This is a genomic window from Bradyrhizobium sp. Unk1 (genome assembly GCF_059512345.1).
Window position 1 is genome coordinate 44,356 of the sequence record NZ_JCAMOP010000009.1, and the last position, 20,827, is coordinate 65,182.

Here is a 20,827-nt window from a genome sequence, read left to right on the forward strand (position 1 = left end):
GACGTCTCTCGTGTCCCGGACGCGCCGCAACGCGCAAGCGTTGCTGCGCAGAGCCGGGACACAGAAAGCGACACGGTACAATGCGGAGACATGGGCCCCCGGGCGATGACAGCGAGTGCTGCAGACGCACCAATGGCCGACGCGCTGACAGTCGCAGACCCTTTGGCGATGGGCGGGCCGTCGCTCTCGGTCATCGTGTTCGTTCCTGTTGCGTCGCGACAGGATAACTCGCTTACGATTTTGGCGGCATAGCGAACCTTGCCCGGACTTGCCGATAGGTCAACCGAATGACCCCAACCGGACTTTGGCTGCGGGCCTCACGCATGCGCTACGCGGTCCGGGATGAACCCTGCATGACACGCTTGACCACCATGGCCGCGATCCCCGCGAGCACGGCCTTTGCCTGCGGGGACGCAAGTATGTCGATGATCGGGTTCGACGGTTGGGCTTGCTCGTGAGGCTGGGCATCGCCACTGGCGAGGATATCCCGGAGCTGACCGGGCTTCCCATGCAGATCGGTGAGCACCTCGCCCAGTTCCTTCGGTTCGGGGACCACTTCTCCAGGTAGCGCCACGCCGCGCGCGGCGGCTCGCTCCTGCAGCATCTTCACGAACGCTGCCCGTTCTTCCGGCGAAAGCTTACCCAACGCTTCTATCGCTGCCTGCGCGTACTGCAGACGAGCGATATCGGCGTTACGCACGAGATACAGGCGAAGAGTGCAGTCGCTCCGATTAGTTGCTACTCCCAAGGTAAACCCACGTTGAGAGTATTGACCTAGGTCAAAGGGTCATGGCGGCGGTGCAAACCGAATGTTTTGCTTGTGAGACGTGAGTGGACATTCCACGCGCGTGTCGCAATGATCGCTATTGTCCCTGCTGAAGCTTTTGGGTCCGGCCAAATGTGCGGTTTGCGCCAAACCGGGCTTCACTAACGGTCCTCGGATTACGGCATTCGCCACATCGCGTCCGCCGTTTGTGCACCGGTTCGCATTAAATAAAATCGGGAATGCGCGATGGCAAATATTCGCAAGGGTCGCCGTCGCGCGGTCCCCGCCCATCCTTTTGCTCTCCACAGGACCCGGTGACCGATGCGGATGGTCGCTCTGCGACGCCCGGCAATCCAGAGGGGCAAAAGATTCGTTTTACGCCGGAGCAGCTGCCTTCGCCTGATCCGACGCATCAGGTTGCGCGGAGGTCACGTGAACGACTGCTTCCAAGGTTGCGCCGAACGACCCGCTTGCTACCAACGCGTTGGAAGCGTTTCCCACCGTTTCTGCAGCTCCCGTTCCCAGCAAAGCGAACAGGATACGGGTTGCGCCAATCCTTTTACTGAGCCCTCGAATGACGTGCTGAATCTTGGCGGTGGACGGCTGACTCAGATAGCAGACACATACAAGCGCGGTGTTTGCCAATTCGAGCGAAAGCAATTTCGACATTGCTGAAGCATCAGCCTTTTCCGCAATTGCCTGAATCCCGCGGTACCGCAGAAGCTGCGCCAGCACAAGCGCCGTCGCCTCATCGAGTCGCCCGGCACCAGGGATGCAAACGACCGAAATAGACGAGGTCGGCGGCTCCGGAATCAAAGCGTGCTCGGAGCCTGCTCGCTCGAATGTAATGGCAGCTCCCGGGCTTGAGCTTAGATCCGGGGAACTGGGTCCTGTTGCTTCCACGTCATGGTGTGCCCCCAGCTCAGCGACCAATTCTTCCACCGTTGAGACTACCCGATTTAATCGGTCCTGATCGAGGTGACCCAATTGACGGTCGGCCTCCGCGAGTCTCAGGCCCTTCAAGAGGATGTCGTCATAATAATTCTCAAGCGACGAGTCATTCAGGTATTCATGCGCCTGTTCCACCGCTTCAATGGGATCTCCCGCCAGCATTCGTTGATAAGCCAGTTGCGGCGGCGTCAGCGGTGGTCGGTCGCCAAGCATAACGTCAAGGAATTTAAGACGATCGACATGCCGCCCAAGGACGACGAGACATATTGTCAGGGGCGTGGCCAACACCAATCCGACCGGCCCCCAAAGCCACGTCCAGAATGACGCTGACAGGATAATTGCAATCGGGGAAAGACCCGAGCTATGCCCAAAAATCAAGGGTTCGAGGACCTGTCCTGCGAGCAACTCAAGCACGACGAACAATGCCGCCGTAAGTATCAGCATCTGCCAGCCCGTGCCCACCGCCGCCGCGAGAATGAGAGGGAATACCGCAGATATCAATGCACCGATATACGGTACAAATCGCATAATCATCGCGATCAGACCCCATAGCGGAGCCGAGGGGACACCGATGAATTCAAGACCTAAGCCTATTGCAAGACCGAACACGCCATTGAACGCGATCTGGGTAAGAAAGAGCTTGCTCAGACGCTTACCGGCGTCGTCCAGGGCCGCGGTCGTGCGTTGAATATCCGCGGATCCGGCCAGTCGGACAAGCCGATTCCTCAGATCTTCCCGTTGCAGCAGGACAAAGACAACAAAGATCACGACGATCCCTGTCGTCGTTAAAGGTGAGATCAGTGGCTGGATGATTGCGCCAAACGTCGACAGAGCACCAGGATCGGGTTGCCTTACCTCAACGGGTATGGGTATCGGCTTGTCTGAGGGCTGTCTGGTGAGTTCGCCGTCAGCAGGTCGGCCGGCCCCATCTCGATTCTGCAACTCTGTCTTCAATTCTTTCAGAACTGTCGACGCCTGCTCCAATGTTCCAGAGCCGCCGCCCATTAAGCCGCGCAGGCTTTCGATCTTGTCGCTCAATGTTTGTTGATAGCCTGGCAACTTGGTGGCGAGCCGGGTCGCCTGCGAAACCATAAGACCGCCCAGACTAAATATGATCGAGAATCCGATGAAGACGACCACCAGCACAGAAATCGTGCGCGGAATTCGCCAGGAACGTAAGCGCATCACGAAGGGCGCCATAACGAAACTCAGGAGAACTGCTAACGCGAAGGGAACAAAAATTTCACGACCGAAATAGAGCGCAGCAATTATCAACGCTGCGACGGCCATATTCGTCAGCACAGTCCCCGGCGGCTGTGCCAATCTTATTTGAGGAGATTTCTCTTCCATGGCGCGTCTTCCATGGCGCGGCTCATTCATCCCATACGTGGGTGAATTCTCCTTCGCGACACCATCGTACACCGAACTAACTTGTTCCGACAGCTCATCCGGCGCGAAGTTTTGGGCTCACGGAGAGCAATCCGCCCCGCCCTTGACCGCTCGCGCCCGACGCTGTCGCGTCCACCGCAAGCCCGGCTCGCGACAGTGACGACACAAGATCGCCCTCTTGGTGAGCCGGGATGGGTGACACATATGACAAATCCAAATTTCGGTAAATTAGAATAATCTCGCCCGCGCGGTTTGACGCCCTCTCGGGTGTTTTGCCCCTCGGGCAAACACAGAGCCGCTTAGCCCGGACGGAGCCAACGGGACGGCGCGAAGCGCCGCACGATGACACGCTCCGTGCAATCCGGACTACGGCGAGAACAGGCGCCTAGTAAGGCTGATAGTAGCCACGCGGACCGTAATAGGGACCGCCACCGTAATATCCCTGACCACCATAGTAAGGACCCGGGCCGTCATAATAGCGATTCTCGTAGTACTCCTGGCGCCGGCTCTCCGCGATGGCGCCTCCGATCAGACCTGCCGCCACGCCCATGAAGGCAAGCCCTGCCGCATTTGGACCCCGGCGATAGTAGCGGTGGCGCCGGGCGGCACTGAAATCGGTCGCTACGGATCTGCTAGGCGTCGCAGAGTCCGCGCTGACGGTCGGCGAACCGGCCGGCGCCGCAGACGAGGGCGAGACGGAAGCTGTCGCCAGAGCCAGACTCGCAAACGCAGCCAGCGCGGTGTTGCGGCCGAACCTTGAATTTACGGGCCTATCGCTCATCTCGGCGTCCTTTGTTCTTGTTCAAAGTCAAAATATGAAACGATCCACAACGTGCAAACCACTGAAAAGTTTCGTGATCGCGGCGATCTGCCACGCTTCGAACGATTGTAAACCGAACGACCAGATCCAGCTTGAACCACTCAACCTGAGCGGATAATGAACAGCCGCGCCGTTTTTCGGTCGCCGTAAGCGTTTCACGTGAACCAACGCATCAACCGACGCCGTCGGGATCGATGCATTTTCGCAGGTTCAACGTGACTGACGCGTCCTTTTCCTCAAGAGAAATCAGATGATTGCGGTTCGCAAACTGCCGGCGCGCTATGCGCCGATCGTGATGCCATTCGTGCTGTCCATCCTCATGACGGCCGTGGTGTCGGTCATTTCGACGCTCCGGAGCCTCGGCGCGACGCCGGCGTTCCTCGCGACCTGGCCGGGCGCCTGGGCGCTGTCATGGCTCGTCGCCTTTCCAACGCTGCTGATGGTGCTGCCATTGGTCCGACGGATCGTGGCGTGCGTCGTCGCTTCCCCTCCTCAACCAGGCCGATAGGCGATGGGCGCCATAGCGATCAGCGGCATAATCCGCGTCACGCTGGTGCGGCTCGGCGAATTCGAAAGCGGCATGATCGCCGCCTTACTCGGCGCGATGCCGGCGACAGTGCTCGACGGCGTCGGCACCACCGATGTGGGGCGATCGTTGTCGTGAAAGCGGCCGCGACTACGGGCCCATATCGATCGCGACTATTGTCGCGCTGATTGCAGCTGGACCGGAGCCGGCCGTCGCACCGCGGCATGCGGTGACGACGTTGCCGGCGCCGGCTTGCGCGTCTGGGCCGCAGCCGGACGTGGCGCAGGCACGGGTGCTGCGCTCGTCTTCCGCCCCGCGTTCGACCGGTCGGTCGTTTTCCCGGCGATCTCGGGCATCTTGTTATCCGGCGTGTTGTTTTCAGACGCCTTGTCTCCAGGCACTTTGGCGACGAGCCGCGCCATTTGTTCCTGGCCTGCCTTCAACTCATCGGCAAGCCTGAGACTGTCGAGCGACATTTGGTCCTGGTTCGCTTTCAATTGCGCCTGGCTCGCCTTGAGCTGATCGATGCCTTGCTGCACGTTTGCGACATCACTCACCAGCTTCTGCAGCAATTCGGTCAACTCCGGCGGCAGCGTGCTGCCGGTTGGCGCGACTACCTCTGGTATGGTTTCGGCGGCGGATGCCGGTTGTGGCGATGCCTCGGCCAATTGAGCAGTCGGGCTCGTCTCAGCTTCGCGCGCCGGCTCTGCTTGCAACTGCGACGACGTCGCAGCGTGCAGCGGCGCCCAACCGGCGATCATCTGCCTGACCGTATCACCGTGGGATGATTGCGAGACCAAGGCGGCGATGCCAATCCCCGCAGCCAGCCCCAGACCGACGAAGCCGCGCAGCGCCGTCCCGCCACGCCGCGGGCGACTGCGCACGGCATCGCGCTCCAGCCGGGCAAGCTGCTCGCTGGCGCGCGCGATCTCTTCATCCACACTCTTGATTTTCTCGAAGGTATGCGTGAGCTCTTCGTCCATGCGCGCGGACGGCGCATAACGCGGCTCGATCGGTGTCGTCACGGAGTTCATTGGCGGTCCCCTTCCCAGCCCAATGTCGCCCGAAGGCGTCCGTCGCATTTGCTTGCCCTGATCATCGCTGACGCGCTTTGTCCAAAGCAAGACGCCTTCAAGGAGATTCGGAGGCCGGACGGCTCCGGGTGACATGCCCCCCTCCCCCAATACCTCTCTCGACCCCGAGGCCGCTGACCCCTACGACAGCGCCCCCAGCACGCCGCGCGTGGCCTTGTCGATCTCCTCGACATAGCGACGGCGAACGAAGGTCTCGGTGAGGAAGCCGACCACCTTGCGGCTGTCGGTGGAATCCACCACCGCCAGCATCTCGGCTTCCGCTTCGTCGAACACGGCCATCGCCGACTTCACGTTCATTTCCGGGATCAGCACGATCTCGGTCAGGCGGGCGAGCTCGATCACCTGGATGTCGTCGGCGATGGTGTCGAGGTCGCTCGAGAACAGGTCGGGCAGCAGAACGAGCCCGACATACTCGTCCGCATTGTTGACGATGACGATGCCGGGCCGCGAGCCCAGCGCGAATTCGCTGCGGACCGCGGCGATCGTTGTGGTCGATGGCACCTTGCCGACGTCGGAGCGCATCAGCCGCTCGACGGTGAGGTTGCGCAGCCAGCCGACGTCGTTGGCGCTACGGATGGTCTCGCCGCGCAGATGCAGGCGCCAGGTCGAGAAGGAATGGCCGAACATGAAGCGGACGCAGATCGAGGTGACGATGCAGCCGGCCAGCACCACGGCGGTGACGTCGACATTGCGGGTCATTTCCAGCACGAGGAACGACATAGTCAAGGGGCCGCCAACGATGGCGACGCCGAGCGTCGCCATACCCGTCAGCATCGCGACCAGCGGGTCGATCACGAATTCCGGGCTGATGAGCAAAAGAACCGCAGCGAAGAACTTTCCGATCAGGCTGCCGACGAACAACGAGGCAAAGAACAGACCGCCACGGAAACCCGAGGCGAGCGAGATCAGGCAGGCCGTCACCTTCAAGGCGATGATGATCGCGATCAGGCCGATCGTCATGTCGTGAAACAGATCCAGCACCATGGCGCCGTGGCCGGCTGCGAGCACCTGCGGCGTGACGATGGCAAAGCTGCCGACGATAAGGCCGCCGATCACCGGGCGCAGCCAGATCGGCAGCCAGATAAACAGGCGCTCGAACATCGAAGACGACCGCATCACCGCGATGCCGACGCCACTGGTGACGAGCGCAAGCCCTATCAGCGCCAGATATTGCTCGACGCCGACCGCGCTGACCTTCGGTATTTCGATAGAGTACGGCGCGCCGCCGAGCCATTGCGCGGTCAGCGCGCCGGCAAGCGAGGCCGCCAGGATCGGCGCGGCGCTGCCGACCGAATAGACGCCGACGATCAGCTCGCAGGCATAGAAGGCGCCGGTGATCGGCGCGCCAAACGCCGCTGCGATCGCAGCGGCGGGGCCGCAACCGACGATCAGGCGCAAATCGTTGCGGCGCAGATTGAAGAACTTGCCGAACAGTGAGGCGATGCCCGAGCCGATCTGGGTGTAGCCGGCCTCAAGGCCGACCGAAGCGCCGCAGCCGTTCGAGATCAGCGTCTGGCTCGACACCACCATGCTGTCGCGCATCGACAGATTGCCGCCGCGCAGCGCGTTCGCCTCGATCGGGTCGACCGCGTTGGAGATCTTCAGCCGCCGCCGCCACCATTCCATGATACCGAGCGCCAGTCCGCCGAGCGCGGGCGCGAGCAGGGCCGCCCAGGGGCTGACCCGGGCGTGGGCGGATAGGCGAACGTCGACGGGAATGCCGTAGATCACCATATGGGCAATCTGCGCGATCTCGGCCATCAGCGTCACGATGGCGCCGGTAAGCGTACCGATCACGAGCGCCAGCGGGATCAGGTAGAACTCGTTGCTGCGCAAGAGCGCGCGCAGGCGAACCATGACGCGGTTCGATCCCTTGCGATCGGTGATGTGTCTGATCCGCGCGAACACCTTTTTGCCCGCCCTACCCTTCCGACATGCCGTAACCGGCCATGCGCTGGCGGACCCGTTCGATCTCGGCACTCGACAGCAGCGGCGGTTTTCCGATCTGGAGGCAGCCGTGATACTGCCGCGCCAGCGTCTCGACCTCGACGGCGAGCCACATCGCCTTGTCCAGCGTCTTGCCGACCGCAATCATGCCGTGATGGTCGAGCAGGCAGGCGAGCCGGCCCTCCAACGCCCGTAGCGCATGCTCGGACAGTTCCGCCGTTCCGAAAGTGGCATAGGGTGCGCAACGGATACTGTCACCGCCGGCGGCTGCGATCATGTAGTGCACGGGCGGAATCTCCATGCCCATGATCGCCAGGATGGTGCAATAGGTGGGATGGGCGTGGACGACGGCGTTGACGTCGGGCCGCGATTTCAGGATGTCGCGGTGGAAGCGCCATTCACTGGACGGCTTCTGACCGGGGGCATGCGAGCCGTCCATCGCCATGAACACGATCTGGTCGGGCGTCATGGCGTCATAGGGCACGCTGGTCGGCGTGACCAGAAGCCCGTCCACATGCCGGACGCTGATATTGCCTGAGGTGCCCTGGTTGATGCCGAGCGCGTTCATGCGGCGGCACGCGTCGATGATGGCCTGTCTCTTTGCGAGCTCGTCCGCTGTCATCGATATCTCGGTTTCTTCTCGGCTTCTTGACGATGGACCTTTGTTAGACCGGGAGTACGTCAAAGCTATATGGCAGTGCAAGAGAAAGCGGCCGGGATTGGCTGCTGCCTTGCCGTCTGTACCGTTACATCAAGAAACCAATTGTAAAATCAGTATATTAGCAGATTGTCGCAGGTTTACGAAAAGCTCGCCCGGACGGCCGCGATCCCGTTGATCACGAACTGCACCGAATAGGCCGCGAGCAGCATGCCGAGCACGCGTGAGAGCACGGCATTTCCGGTGCGCCCGAGGGTGCGCGCGATCAGGCTCGCGGAGACGAAGCACAGCATGCAGAGCAGGCAGACGGAGACGACAACCGCGATGATGATCGCGAGCTTGGTCCCATAGCCGGCATTGCCCGTCAGCAGCAGCGTGGTCGCGATCGCGCCGGGACCGGCCATCATCGGGATGGCCAACGGAAACACCGCGACGTCGGAGGCATGCTCCGAGGTCGCCTTGTCGGCCTCGCGCGCCTCGCGATGCGGACGGTCGCCGAAGATCATCTGGTAGGAGACGCCGAACAGCAGCAGTCCGCCGGCGATCTGGAAGGCGGGGATGCCGATCCCGAGCTGGCGCAACAGCCAGTTTCCTGCCAACGAGATCACTACCAGGATCGAGGCCGCGATCAGCGGCGCGCGCAGCGCGATCGTGCGCTTGACCTTGTCGGGCATGCCTCCGGTCGCGGCCAGGAAGGCCGGCGCAAGGCCGACGGGATCAACCACCAGCAGCAGCGTCACGAAGGCGGACAGGGCGAAGTCGAGCATGGGTCAGGCGTCTCGGGCGAGCGTAGCTCAGGCGGCAAGCCATAGCGGCCCGCGGCAGCCTTCGCGAGGAACAATTGCTTTCGAAGAGTCTTTATCGCCCGAGGATTGAGGAAGGGCATGCCTTCCCATGTCGCCTCAAGAGGAGGATTTATGGCTAAACGAGCAAAGAAACGTGCGAACGCGAAAAAGACCGCGGCGCGCCGTCCGCGTCAGGCACCGAAGATGTTGAGCGACCTGTTCCTGGAGACGCTGAAGGACATCTATTTCGCCGAGAAAAAGATCACCAAGACGTTGCCGAAGATGGCCAAGGCCGCGCATTCCAAGGACCTTGCCGCCGCCTTCAACAAGCATCTGCGCGAGACGCAGGGCCAGGTCAAACGGCTCGACCAGATCTTCAAGATGCTGGGCAAGCCGGCCCGCGGCAAGCCCTGCGAAGCGATCAACGGCATCACCGACGAGGGCGCCGAGATCATGAAGGATTTCAAGAACGCCCCTGCCCTCGATGCCGGCCTGCTCGCAGCCGCTCAGGCCGTCGAGCACTACGAGATCTCCCGCTACGGCACGCTGCGCACCTGGGCCGAGGAGCTCGGCATGCCGGATGCGGCAAGGCTTCTCCAGGAGACGCTGGACGAGGAAGAGGCGACCGATCACACGCTGACCGAGCTCGCGACCTCGGTCATCAACCTCGAAGCGGAAGAGGAGTACCGCGCCGCAGCCTGATCGACGCGACGCGCCCAACTGTTGCCTTCGATGCCGCGGAATATCCCCGCGGCGTCGAAGCGTGCGACTACAAGGGCCTTTCCGGTTGGAGAGGCCAGGCATGCTCCAAACGCGCGATGCTGGAATTTTGGGGAACCGTCCCCATATGCTCGTTTTCCAACCGCAGCGCCTTCCCCGAGTTTTGCCATGCAACCCAAAAATCCCCTCGACTGGATGCTGTCCGAAGCCCTGGACTCGCTGACCCGCGCCGAACGGCTGCGCCAGCAGTTCGGCCGCCAGGAAGCCTGCTGGGAGCCGCCGATCGACGTGCTCGAGACCGAGCATGAGCTTTTGATCCTGGTCGCGCTTCCCGGCGTCAACCCTGATAATGTCGAGACGGTGATCCTCGACGGCGTGCTCGTCATCTCCGGCCAGCGCACGCTGCCGCCGGAGCTTCGCAACGCCCGCATCCACCGGCTCGAGCTGCCGCAGGGCCGCTTCGAGCGGCGCATCGCGCTTCCCGTCGGCCGCTACGCCATCAGCCGCTTCGTGATGGACGGCTGCGTCGCGCTGCGCCTCGCCAAATCCTGAGGTCGATCATGGCCACCGAGCAGATGAATACCGCACAGACCAATTCCCAAAACAATTCCGACGTGAAGATTCCCGAAGACGCGCTGATTGTCATCCCGGTGCGCGAGATGGTGCTGTTTCCCGGCGCCATCGCGCCGATCGCGATCGGCCGGGCGAAGTCCATCGCTGCCGCGCAGCAGGCGCTGCGCGAGCAGCGGCCGGTCGGCATCGTCCTGCAGCGCAGCCCCGAGATCGAGGAGCCCGGGCCGGATGATCTCTACCGGGTCGCGACCATCGCCAACATCGTGCGCTACATCACCGCGCCCGACGGCACGCATCACATCGTGTGCCAGGGCGTGCAGCGCGCCCGCATCCTCGACTTCCTGCCGGGGACGCCGTTCCTGGCCGCGCGTTTCCAGCAGATCCCCGAGCCGACCACGAGTTCGCCCGAGATCGAGGCGCGCGCGCTGAACCTGCAGCGCCAGGCCATCGAGGCGATCGAGCTGCTGCCGCAGGCGCCGCCCGAGCTGGTCGCGATGTTCCAGAGCACCACCGCGCCCGGCGCGCTGGCGGACCTGGCGACCTCGTTCATGGACATCAAGCCGCAGGACAAGCAGGAGGTGCTGGAGACCATCGACCTCGCCTTGCGCGTCGAGAAGGTGTCGAAGCACCTGGCCGAGCGGCTGGAGGTGCTGCGCATCTCCAACGAGATCGGCCAGAAGACCAAGGCCTCTTTCGACGAGCGGCAGCGCGAGGCGATCCTGCGCGAGCAAATGGCGACCATCCAGCGCCAGCTCGGCGAAGGCGACGGCAAGGCGGCCGAAGTCGCCGAGCTGACGGCTGCCATCGCCAAGGCCAACATGCCGCCGGAAGCGGAGGCGCACGCCAAGAAGGAGCTGCGCCGCTACGAGCGCATGCCCGAGGCCGCCGGTGAGTCCGGGATGGTCCGCACCTATCTCGACTGGCTGATCGAGCTGCCCTGGGCGCTGCCCGCGGAGAAGCCGATCGACATCAAGGAAGCACGCCGCATCCTCGACGCCGATCACTTTGGCCTGGAGAAGATCAAGGGACGGATCATCGAATATCTGGCGGTGCGCAAGCTCGCTCCGCAGGGCAAGGCGCCGATCCTGTGCTTCGTCGGCCCGCCCGGCGTCGGCAAGACCTCGCTCGGCCAATCCATCGCACGCGCGATGGATCGCCCCTTCGTGCGCGTCAGCCTCGGCGGCGTGCATGACGAGGCCGAGATCCGCGGTCACCGGCGCACCTATATCGGCGCGCTGCCCGGCAACATCATCCAGGGCATCAAGAAGGCGGGCACGCGGAACTGCGTCATGATGCTGGACGAGATCGACAAGATGGGCCGTGGGGTGCAGGGCGATCCCTCGGCCGCCATGCTGGAGGTGCTCGACCCCGAGCAGAACGGGACGTTCCGGGACAACTATCTGGCCGTGCCGTTCGACCTGTCGCGCGTGGTGTTCATCGCGACCGCCAACATGCTGGACCAGATTCCGGGTCCGCTGCTGGACCGCATGGAGCTGATCAGCCTCGCCGGCTACACCGAAGAGGAGAAGCTGGAGATCGCGAAGCGCTATCTGGTGCGGCGGCAGTTGGAGGCCAACGGCCTGACGGCCGAGCAGGCCGAGATCGAGCCGGAGGCGTTGAAGCTGGTGGTCAAGGGCTACACCCGCGAGGCCGGTGTGCGTAACCTCGAGCGCGAGATCGGCAAGCTGTTCCGCCATGCCGCGGTGCAGGTCGCGGAGGGCACGGCTGCCAAGGTCGTGGTGAGCCCGAAGGACATCGCCACCGTGCTCGGCCAGCCGCGCTTCGAGGGCGAGATCGCGCAGCGCACCAGCATTCCGGGCGTGGCCACCGGGCTCGCCTGGACGCCGGTCGGCGGTGACATCCTGTTCATCGAGGCTTCGCGCGTGCCCGGCCGGGGCGGCATGATCCTGACCGGCCAGCTCGGCGACGTCATGCGCGAGAGCGTGCAGGCTGCCATGACGCTGGTGAAGAGCAAGGCGACACAGCTCGGCATCGATCCGTCGGTGTTCGAGAAGAACGACATCCACGTTCACGTGCCGGCGGGCGCAACCCCGAAGGACGGACCGAGCGCGGGCGTTGCCATGTTCACGGCGTTGACGTCCCTGCTCACCAATCGCACGGTGCGCAGCGACACCGCGATGACCGGCGAGATCTCGCTGCGCGGTCTGGTGCTGCCGGTCGGCGGCATCAAGGAGAAGGTGGTGGCTGCGGCCGCCGCCGGATTGAAGCGGGTGATGCTGCCGGCGCGCAACAAGCGGGACTACGACGACATCCCGAAGAGCGCACGGGACAACCTCGAATTCATCTGGCTGGAGCGCGTCGACGAGGCCATCGCCGCAGCGCTCGAGCCGGCTGATGCCAAGGTCGAAGCAGCGGAGTGAAGGCGATGAAGAAGTTGCTGGAAAAAGCGAAGCGATCGCGGAAGACGCAGCGGCTGCGTCAGCTGCTCGACCGTGCGATCGACCGGGTTCGCGATGCGCTGGCGGCACCAGGGCCGCGGCTTCAGCCCGTTCCGGTCCGGGTGAAGCGCCGCAAGGGTTGAGCCCTCCGTCTCAAGCCCTCGCGGCAGCCCCGAACAAAAGGCCCCCTCCTAGCCGAGGGGGCCTTTGCGTTGTTAGCCCACCGCGTCCTTGGCGGCCTTGACCGGGCGGGCGCGGACGATCTTCCGGGCCGGCTTGGCCTTGAACATCATCTCTTCACCCGTGAACGGGTTGGTACCCTTGCGCGCCTTGGTCGCGGGCTTCTTGATGACCACGAACTTGGCGAAGCCCGGCACCAGGAACAGGCCGTTCTTCTTGAGCTCCTTGTGACCGACGTCGGTCAGCGTCTCCATGACGCTCTTGACGTCGCGCTTGGAAAGCTCGGTGGCGGTCGCAATCTTTTCGATCAGCTGCGATTTGGACATTTGGGTTGGCATCGTGTCTCCTCTGATTCGTTGCCGGTTGCATATTAGACCAACCGTTGAAGGCCCAGAGCCTTCTGCACAGTTTTGTCGCGATTTTACGGGCTTTTTTGGCCCTCTGTGGCAAAAAACCCTGCTTTTCAGCGGCTTCCAGAGCGGAAGGAGCCTCCGGCAGCGGTTTTTGCCTTGTTTCAAAGGCCCGCACGCCGCCTTGCTAAAGCTGATTCGCTGCTTTCGACAAGCGACGACCGGCCTCTTTGTGGGAGGCCGGTCGCGATTCACCCTGAAAAATAAGGCTAGATCGTCGTGTTGCGGCGCCTCAGCTGCTCTCTCACCCCGTTCCTACAGGGGCGCGACGAGCTTCGCTCGCGCTAGATACGCTCGATGATGACCGCGGGAGCCATGCCGCCGGCGGCGCACATGGTGACGAGACCGCGCTTCAGGTCGCGCCGTTCGAGCTCGTCAAGCACGGTGCCGATCAGGATCGAGCCGGTGGCGCCGATGGGATGGCCGAGTGCGATCGAGCCGCCATTGACGTTGACCTTGGCGCGGTCGAGCTTGAGGTCGCGGATGTACTTTTCCGCCACCACCGCAAAGGCCTCGTTGATCTCGAACAGGTCGATGTCGTCGATCGAGAGCCCCGCCTTCGCCAGTACCTTGCGCGTGGCCGGCACCGGCGCATTCAGCATCAGGGTCGGCGAGTCCCCCATGTTGGCCATCGCGACGACGCGAGCGCGCGGCTTCAGGCCGTGCGCGCTGGCATAGGCGGGCGATGCCAGCAGGATCGCGGCGGCGCCGTCGACGACGCCGGACGAGTTGCCGGCGTGATGCATGAAGTCGATGTTCAGGTCCGGATATTTCTGCAGGATGAGGCCGCGATAGGTCGTGCCCTTGTCGTCGAGCGCATAGTCGGCGATCGCGGGGAATGCGGGCTTCAATGCGCTCAGCCCCTCCATCGTGGTCTGCGGCCGCGGATACTCTTCATGGTCGAGCGCGAGGCTGCCGTCATCGCGATGCACGGGCACGAGGCTCTTCTCGAAGTGGCCGCCGGCAATCGCCTGCGCTGCGCGCTTCTGGCTTTCGAGACCGAGCGCGTCGACGTCGCTTCGCGTGATGCCTTCCAGCGTCGCGATCGCGTCGGCGCAGACGCCCTGATGCGACTGCGGATGCCGCGCACGCAGGCGCAGATTGCCGGAGTCCATCATCATCGGACCGCCGCCGCGGCGTCCTTCCATCGACATCATCTCGCAGCCGCCGGCGACGACGAGGTCTTCGGTGCCCGACATGATCGAGGCGGCCGCCATGTTGACGCTGGTGATGCCGGAGCCGCAAAAGCGATCCAGCGTCACCGCGCTGGCGCGCACGTCGTAGCCGGCATCGAGCGCCGACATGCGGCCGAGGTCGCCGCCTTGGGTCGCGACCTGCGCGCTGCAGCCCCAGACGATGTCGTCGACATCGGCGGTGTCGATGCCGGTGCGGTCGGCGAGCGCGCGCAGCACGGTCGCGCCGAGCTGCTGCGGATGAATGCCCGAGAGTGCTCCCTTGCCGGCCTTGCCGACGCCCCGCGGGGTCCGGCAGGCATCGATGATCAGCGCGTCAGCCATTGGCGTTGTCCTCTTGTTTATGGGTGTTGATGTCGTTTCTGAATCAGGGGAAGAGTGGAGTCAACGTGCGGTGCCGCGCGGCCTCCTTGCAAAAAACTGAAAAACAACCCCATGCACAGTAGAAGCGCGGGTTCCGCATGAGGCGCGGTGATACCGGTGAAGCGATTGGCTTGTCAGGCTAAACGGCCGTGGCCGCGCGATCTTGCGTCACCTCGCCCCGCCTGCGGGAAGAGGTCGGATTTTACGCGCGGCGGAAAAATGCGGGAGAGGGAGAGAAAGCTACGCCCCCGCCGCGTTCTTCGCGATCACGTTGCGGTAGAAGGTCGCGCTGAGCTTCGGCGTGCGCACCTGGGTGTCGAAATTGACGTGATAGAGCCCGAAACGCTTGTTGAGCCCGAACACCCATTCAAAATTGTCCAGCAGGCTCCAGAGGAAGTAGCCGCGCACCGGCACGCCTTCGGCGGTGGCGCGCTGGAGCTGGGCGAGATAGTTTCGCAGGTACATGATGCGATCGGTGTCGTAGATCTTGCCGTCGGGCGTCACCACGTCATCGCCGGAGGTGCCGTTCTCGCTGATGTAGATCGCATCCGTCTTCCAGATCTTTGCGGCCAGCTTCGGCACCCAGTAGATCGTCTCCGGCGCGACGCGGAGCCAGTTCGAGTTCATGTGTGGGAACGATTTCGGGATCGGCAGCGGCATGAAGCCCGCGCCCTGGTCGGAGGGCACCACATAGTTCTGCGGCGCATAGATATTGAGACCGAGGAAGTCGACCGGCGAGGAGATGACCTTCAGCTCGGCGTCGGTGTATTTCGGCGCATCGGCGCCCGCGTATTTCAGGAAGGCGTCGGTATACCGGCCGGTCATGATGACGTTGAGATAGCCGGCATTCATCTCGCGCAGCGCGATCTCGGCTGCACGGACATGCTCGGGCGTGTCGATGGCGGGAACGCAGACGTCGATATTCTCGGCCGGCCCGACCCTGGTGCCGCGGCGGCCGTGCGCCCGCACCGCCTGCACCGCGAGCCCGTGCGCGAGCGCGCTGTTATGCCTGACCTGGTTGACTTCCGCTTGCGGCAGCGTCACGCCGGGCGCGTCGATGCCGAGGCCATAGCCGAACTGGACGAAACGTCCGCTCTCGTTCAGCGTGAACACGTTCTTGACGCGATCGGTCAGGCGCTCGGCGACATAGCCCGCATAGTCGCCAAAGATCTTGCAGGTCTCGGTCGAGCGCCAGCCGCCGAAGCGATCCTGGAGCGATTGCGGCAGGTCCCAGTGATAGAGCGTCAGCCACGGCTCGATGCCGTTCCTGAGGAGCTCGTCGACGAGACGATTGTAGAAGTCGAGCCCCTTCGGGTTCGGCTTGCCGTCGCCGTCCGGAAACACCCGCGGCCATGCCACCGAGAAGCGGTAGGCCTTGCAGCCGAGCTCCTTGATGAGCGCGATGTCCTCCTTGTAGCGGTGATAATGCTCGACGGCGCGATCGCCGGTGGTGCCGTCCTCGATCTTGCCGGGGATGCGCACGAACTTGTCCCAGATCGAAGCCCCCCGCCCGTCGACGTCGACCGCACCCTCGACCTGATAGGACGAGGTCGCCGTGCCCCAGACAAAGCCCGCCGGAAAGCCGTCCACGCCCCGCGGCGCCGGCGCCGGCTTTATCTCGGCGGCCTCCAGCGGATTTGCGATACCGGCTGCGGACAATCCCGCCAGCTTGGCAAACTGGCGACGCGAGACCTTGTCCGACATTGATACTGCCCCTTGAGACGATTGTTGCGGCGGCACAATGGCGTGTCGGAAGCTGCTTGAAAAGCGGGAGTTCCGGGACTTGCGGATGCAAAAATGCAGAAGAACGCCCGGATTTGCCCCTGCCCTTCGTTTTGCCTTTCAGGCCCTGAGCCGCATCGAAGCACGCCAGCAGCGAATTGATCACAGCTCGCGCGCCCAGACCATCCACCACGAAGTCGCGGTCCTTGCCGTTGGGCGGTATGATCTTCAGCTTCGCGCTGCGAACGCTGGAGCGATCGTCCGAAAACATCGAATTTCTGGACGATAGAATGATCCAGCGCCGGCCTGACAAGCTGGCGACGCGAAGTCTTGTCCGACATGATGCTGCATTGAACTGAGCACGCCGAGCGACCCGGCTCCCTCGATCAGCGCGAGCGCTTGGGCAACTTCGGAAGCTTGTCAGGATTGAACGCTGATACCTGCCCGGTTTGCTCAAGTGCCGGCGACGGCTGTTCCGCCAGAATGAGCGTTCCCCGAAGGACGACGCCTGGCGCCTGTCCTGCCGTCGCGGTGTAAGTCGCGATCTTGCCGGGGCACGTCCCCTCGATCTCCAGCGTGAGCTCATCATCGACACCGAAGACCGTTGCACGTCCATCGGTATGACGCTTCGTCGACACGGTAGCGGTGAAGCGATCGCCGTCGACCTTACAGGAGCCGTGATAGGTCATCAGGCTATCGCGGCCCCAAATCTGGCCATCTGCGACATGGACGATCCCGGTGCCCTGGTCCAGTGGCGTCTTGTACCACGCCGCGTAGGTGCCGTCCTTCAGCATGGGAGCAGTCTCCCTTGACATTCCCTCGCGAATAATCCGCATGATCAGCGCTAAGAAACGGTTAATCGCGCGGCCCGTGCGAATCCGGTCTGTCTCTTCGCAACTCGGCTTCCAGTTCCTCGATGATGCTGTGAAGCAGGCACGCGGCAAGCGGATCGGTGACTTCGCGCTCCAGAAGCCTGTAACGCGCGATCTGGAATTCCTGCTCTCGCAACTGGTGCTCTGTCATCGGACGGGCCCTCCGGCAAACCTACCCGCAAACAGCCAAGTCGTTTCGTTACAATTTTCAGATCATTTGCTATGGTTTCTGATCGGTAAAGGAACGCGGCGCCAAGCAGGTCGCGGGGTTTGCAATGTCGATCGTTCAAAGCTATCGCGCCTTCGCCTACAACAATGCTTGGGCGAACCACCGGTTGCTCCGCGCGTGCGCCGAGCTGAGCCAAGGCGAATTTGAGGTCGAGCGGACGGGCTTCTTCCTGAGCTTGCAGCGGACGTTGAACCATATTTATGTCGTTGACCTCTTTTACGTCGATGCACTCGAGGGCGGATGGCTTGGGCCGAAGGCCTGGGAGGATCCGATCCCATTTCCATCTCTTGCAGGGCTCTCGGAAGCTCAAGCATCGATGGACCGCCGCTTCATCGGCGTCTGCGCTGCTCTGACACCCGCCTCGTTGAACGAAGACGTGCGGATCAATCGAGATCCCAGTGTCCAGATAGAGCGACGTGACCGGCTGCTGATGCATCTCATTCAGCATCAAATTCACCACCGTGGGCAGGCGCACACGATGTTATCGGGAACGCGCATCAAGCCGCCGCAGCTCGACGAGTTCTTTTCAGCTGCCGAAGCGCCGTTGAGGGCATCCGAGTTTGCCGATCTGGGCTGGACGGAGGAAACGGTTTGGGGGCCGCCCAGCTCCTAGGTCGCCTATGGCTTATCAGCCCTCCCCCCGGGGAGAGGGCAAAACCTGCGCCGGTGCCCGACGCTGGTGGCTCAACGGAGCTACACTCAGAACGTCATCCGCATGCCTGCATAGAACGCGCGCGGCCTTGCCGGGCTCAGCGATCGCGGGTCGGTGAATTGCGCACCGCCATTGGTGAAGTTGGGCAAGGCCTCCCTATCGAAGAAGGTGCCAAGGGTCGAGTAGCGGTTGTCGAAGATGTTGTTGACGCGACCGTAAATCTGCAGGTTCTTGGTGATCTGGTAGGAGGTGTGGAGATTGAACACCGCGTAGGATGGCAACTGCGGAAACTGGTTGGACTCGTCGCCGACGAAATACTGGCTCGAGACAAAGAGCGCGTCACCCCCGACCTTCCAAACATCGGTCACTGCATATTCGACGCTGGCCTTGAGGAGATGGCGCGGCAGGCGCGGAATCTGGTTACCCGGCAAGACCTGGATATGGCGGTCGGCGTCGGCGAACGGGCTCTCTGATCCAAGCGTCAGCGCGTCGAGGAAGCGCGCGTCCAGGAACGCATAGCTCGCCTGGAACTGAAGCACATTCGACTTCAGGCTCACCTCAGCTTCGACACCTTGCCTGCGTGTTCGGCCGACGTTCTGGAAAAAACCGAAGCCGGTCAATCCAGGAATCGGAGTCGCGAGGATGTCGTCGTAGTTGGTGGCACGGTAGGCACCGATCTTCCAGCCGAGCGAACCGATGTTCAATTCCTTGGTACCGCGGAAGCCCGCTTCGAAGGTCTTGGATACGACTTGCTGCAGTGGGGGGTCAGCGATCAGGAACTGTCCGATGATGCATGGCCTCGCCGGATCGGCGCAGCCGAGTTCGAGCGGCGTCGGCACCCGGTTGGCTTCGGAATAGCCCGCATAGGCTGTCACTTCAGAGGTGATCTTGTAGGTGCCACCGATGATCGGATTGAATCGATCATAGGTATGATCGCCATTGAGTGCGGTGCCGAGCTGGTCCATCAGCGTGACACGGGCCGCATTGAACCGGCCGCCTGCCGTCACCGCAAAGCGATCGTCCACGTTGAACGTGTCGAGCGCATAGAGCCCCTGATATTGGTTGACGGTGCGAAGCGACACGGGACCAACCGATGTCGGGTCGCCGGAGGGACCCAGGAATATGCCGCTGCCCGTGACGACATAGTTCGTGCCCATGGTACCCAGCTCGGCGCTACCGGTGAAGCGAGTGCTGCTGACGTCATAGCTTGCGCCGATCACGAGGCGGTTCTCATGACCGAACAGCTGATCGCTGTTGGTCGCCTGCCCGGATATTCCAAAGGTGGTCGATTTCGTGCTGGTGCGATCGATCTCGCTGAGGATGGCATCCGGCGCAAAGGTATTGGCGAGCTGAGCGCCATTCAGGCCGTTGGCCGGCGCTTGGAGACCAGTCAAAGGGTTGACCTCGCCAAAACAAAGGAGCGTCGCATCAGCGTCGCAGGGCTGCGTATTGGTCGGGTTTCCGTCCACGGTGCTCTGTTTGAAGCTCCGCACATGCGCTGTGCCCTCAAAGGTCCAGGTCGGCGTCGCCTCCACCTTGCCGGTCAGATTGAGATAGCCGACCTTGTTGGAGATGGTTTGCGGCGTTGTGTAGGTCGCCCCCCAATATTGCTGGAGCAATTCGGCCGGAACGGTGCTGGGGCCTGCCAGGGAATTGTTGGCGACGCCGCCATTGAGGTGGAACTCGTTGCCTTCGAAGCGATACCCGACATCGCCATAGAAGCGCCGGACATCCGATTGCGAGAAATTGCGGAAACCATTGTCGTGAACGCCTTCGAGCGCTCCGTAGACTGCCCAGTTATTGTCGACCTTCTTGCCCCATTGTGCAGAGCCCTGGATGCGGCCGAACGAACCGCCCATGATGTCGATTTCGGCACCTTGATAGTTGAAGCCGTTCTTCATCTGCAGATCGATGGCGCCGCCGAGCGCGTTAAGGCCGTATGCCGGATTGTTAGTTACGACCACTGCCGATCGGATCGCAGCCGTCGGGATCAGATCCCAATTAACAGTGTCGGAAAACGCCTCGTTGATGCGTACGCCGTTCTGGTAGACGGCGAGGCCCTGCGGCGTGCCGGCCAGAGGTGAAGCGACGAAGCCGCGAAACTGCACATCGGGCTGGAATGGATTGCCGGTCACTTCATTGATGCTGAGACCAGGCACGTACTGCTGCAGGGCAATGGCGATATCTGGCGAGCCGGTACGCCTGATCTGGCTGGCATCAACCGCATTGATCGCGGACGGGACCTTGTCGACATCGAGACCTCGGCCGGTGCCCGGCGAGGTCGGGTAGACGTAAAGGCGCGTCTTGGGGCTGGCAGACGCCGGCGCTCCTATGCGCGCGACCGGCCGCGTTGGCGCACTACGCCTCACGGCCGTCGGCGGAGGTGCCGTCACCTCGACCGGCGGCAGGTTCTGGACGTTGGTTTCCTCGTCCTGCGCGGCTGCGGCGGGGCCTGCAAGGACCAAGCCCGACACCAGCCCCGTCGACACCGAGGCCATCAACAAACGACGCTTGAACCAAAGAGGCTTGCCCATCCCTGCCTTCCCATCCGTGACCACCGGCTGTTTTGATTTTCGCC

20 protein-coding genes are annotated in these 20,827 nt (G+C 62.8%); 7 read left to right on the top strand and 13 right to left on the bottom strand.

Annotation, left to right across the window (positions count from 1 at the left end; all coding sequences use genetic code 11):
* Positions 1–328: 328 nt before the first annotated feature.
* The 3 genes from AC5ZFO_RS13460 to AC5ZFO_RS13470 all read right to left on the bottom strand — a co-directional run bounded on the left by AC5ZFO_RS13460 (position 329) and on the right by AC5ZFO_RS13470 (position 3,887).
* On the bottom strand, positions 329–700 hold the full coding sequence (locus AC5ZFO_RS13460; RefSeq protein ID WP_282524273.1) for a hypothetical protein: 372 nt from the start codon (positions 698–700) through the stop codon (positions 329–331).
* Between the two features lie 441 nt (positions 701–1,141).
* Positions 1,142–3,067: an AI-2E family transporter gene (locus AC5ZFO_RS13465; RefSeq protein WP_282524274.1), complete on the bottom strand. Its 1,926-nt coding sequence runs from the start codon at positions 3,065–3,067 to the stop codon at positions 1,142–1,144.
* Between the two features lie 424 nt (positions 3,068–3,491).
* Positions 3,492–3,887: a hypothetical protein gene (locus AC5ZFO_RS13470; protein WP_282524275.1), complete on the bottom strand. Its 396-nt coding sequence runs from the start codon at positions 3,885–3,887 to the stop codon at positions 3,492–3,494.
* A 289-nt stretch (positions 3,888–4,176) separates the two neighbouring features.
* Between AC5ZFO_RS13470 and AC5ZFO_RS13475 the strand changes: the two genes are divergently transcribed.
* Together AC5ZFO_RS13475 and AC5ZFO_RS13480 are read left to right on the top strand one after the other, a co-directional pair.
* Complete coding sequence (locus tag AC5ZFO_RS13475) at positions 4,177–4,434, top strand: DUF2798 domain-containing protein (RefSeq protein WP_282524276.1); 258 nt, start codon at positions 4,177–4,179, stop codon at positions 4,432–4,434.
* Positions 4,435–4,437: 3 nt separating this feature from the next.
* The gene (locus tag AC5ZFO_RS13480; protein WP_282524277.1) at positions 4,438–4,590 is read left to right on the top strand and encodes a hypothetical protein; all 153 of its coding nucleotides are present in this window, start codon (positions 4,438–4,440) and stop codon (positions 4,588–4,590) included.
* A 35-nt stretch (positions 4,591–4,625) separates the two neighbouring features.
* Here the strand turns inward: AC5ZFO_RS13480 and AC5ZFO_RS13485 are convergent, their stop codons facing one another.
* The 4 genes from AC5ZFO_RS13485 to AC5ZFO_RS13500 form a co-directional block, all read right to left on the bottom strand.
* A complete protein-coding gene (locus AC5ZFO_RS13485; RefSeq protein WP_282524278.1) occupies positions 4,626–5,486 on the bottom strand; it encodes a hypothetical protein in 861 nt (286 codons plus the stop codon).
* Positions 5,487–5,666: 180 nt separating this feature from the next.
* Positions 5,667–7,454, bottom strand: coding sequence for a chloride channel protein (locus AC5ZFO_RS13490; protein ID WP_496122157.1), 1,788 nt, complete (start codon positions 7,452–7,454; stop codon positions 5,667–5,669).
* A gap of 13 nt (positions 7,455–7,467) precedes the next feature.
* Positions 7,468–8,115, bottom strand: coding sequence for an L-fuculose-phosphate aldolase (locus tag AC5ZFO_RS13495; protein ID WP_282524280.1), 648 nt, complete (start codon positions 8,113–8,115; stop codon positions 7,468–7,470).
* 176 nt (positions 8,116–8,291) lie between these two features.
* Positions 8,292–8,918: a MarC family protein gene (locus AC5ZFO_RS13500; protein WP_282524281.1), complete on the bottom strand. Its 627-nt coding sequence runs from the start codon at positions 8,916–8,918 to the stop codon at positions 8,292–8,294.
* Positions 8,919–9,068: 150 nt separating this feature from the next.
* On the opposite strand from AC5ZFO_RS13500, the gene AC5ZFO_RS13505 reads away from it, so the two are divergent.
* The 4 genes from AC5ZFO_RS13505 (at position 9,069) to AC5ZFO_RS13520 (ending at position 12,771) form a co-directional block, all read left to right on the top strand.
* Positions 9,069–9,638, top strand: a complete 570-nt coding sequence (locus AC5ZFO_RS13505; RefSeq protein ID WP_496122158.1) for a YciE/YciF ferroxidase family protein — start codon at positions 9,069–9,071, stop codon at positions 9,636–9,638.
* 186 nt (positions 9,639–9,824) lie between these two features.
* On the top strand, positions 9,825–10,208 hold the full coding sequence (locus AC5ZFO_RS13510) for an Hsp20/alpha crystallin family protein (RefSeq protein WP_014493661.1): 384 nt from the start codon (positions 9,825–9,827) through the stop codon (positions 10,206–10,208).
* 8 nt (positions 10,209–10,216) lie between these two features.
* Entirely contained in the window at positions 10,217–12,610 is a 2,394-nt protein-coding gene (lon, locus tag AC5ZFO_RS13515; protein WP_282524283.1) for an endopeptidase La, read from the top strand.
* On the top strand, positions 12,607–12,771 hold the full coding sequence (locus AC5ZFO_RS13520) for a hypothetical protein (protein ID WP_282524347.1): 165 nt from the start codon (positions 12,607–12,609) through the stop codon (positions 12,769–12,771). Before lon ends, AC5ZFO_RS13520 begins: the two co-directional genes overlap by 4 nt.
* 72 nt (positions 12,772–12,843) lie before the next feature.
* Here AC5ZFO_RS13520 and AC5ZFO_RS13525 read toward each other — a convergent pair whose 3' ends face one another.
* From AC5ZFO_RS13525 to AC5ZFO_RS13545, 5 genes are all read right to left on the bottom strand, one after another.
* Positions 12,844–13,146 (bottom strand): HU family DNA-binding protein, encoded by a 303-nt coding sequence (locus AC5ZFO_RS13525; protein WP_014493658.1) that lies wholly within the window; start codon positions 13,144–13,146, stop codon positions 12,844–12,846.
* A gap of 356 nt (positions 13,147–13,502) precedes the next feature.
* Positions 13,503–14,735, bottom strand: a complete 1,233-nt coding sequence (locus AC5ZFO_RS13530) for an acetyl-CoA C-acetyltransferase (protein ID WP_282524284.1) — start codon at positions 14,733–14,735, stop codon at positions 13,503–13,505.
* Between the two features lie 279 nt (positions 14,736–15,014).
* Positions 15,015–16,478 (bottom strand): GH1 family beta-glucosidase, encoded by a 1,464-nt coding sequence (locus tag AC5ZFO_RS13535; RefSeq protein WP_282524285.1) that lies wholly within the window; start codon positions 16,476–16,478, stop codon positions 15,015–15,017.
* Between the two features lie 404 nt (positions 16,479–16,882).
* A complete protein-coding gene (locus AC5ZFO_RS13540; RefSeq protein WP_282524286.1) occupies positions 16,883–17,290 on the bottom strand; it encodes a hypothetical protein in 408 nt (135 codons plus the stop codon).
* Positions 17,291–17,351: 61 nt separating this feature from the next.
* Positions 17,352–17,519, bottom strand: coding sequence for a hypothetical protein (locus AC5ZFO_RS13545; RefSeq protein ID WP_282524287.1), 168 nt, complete (start codon positions 17,517–17,519; stop codon positions 17,352–17,354).
* A gap of 124 nt (positions 17,520–17,643) precedes the next feature.
* Here AC5ZFO_RS13545 and AC5ZFO_RS13550 point away from each other — a divergent pair, with 124 nt between their 5' ends.
* Positions 17,644–18,210, top strand: coding sequence for a DinB family protein (locus tag AC5ZFO_RS13550; RefSeq protein ID WP_282524288.1), 567 nt, complete (start codon positions 17,644–17,646; stop codon positions 18,208–18,210).
* An 86-nt stretch (positions 18,211–18,296) separates the two neighbouring features.
* Here AC5ZFO_RS13550 and AC5ZFO_RS13555 read toward each other — a convergent pair whose 3' ends face one another.
* On the bottom strand, positions 18,297–20,783 hold the full coding sequence (locus AC5ZFO_RS13555) for a TonB-dependent receptor (protein ID WP_496122159.1): 2,487 nt from the start codon (positions 20,781–20,783) through the stop codon (positions 18,297–18,299).
* Positions 20,784–20,827: the final 44 nt, after the last annotated feature.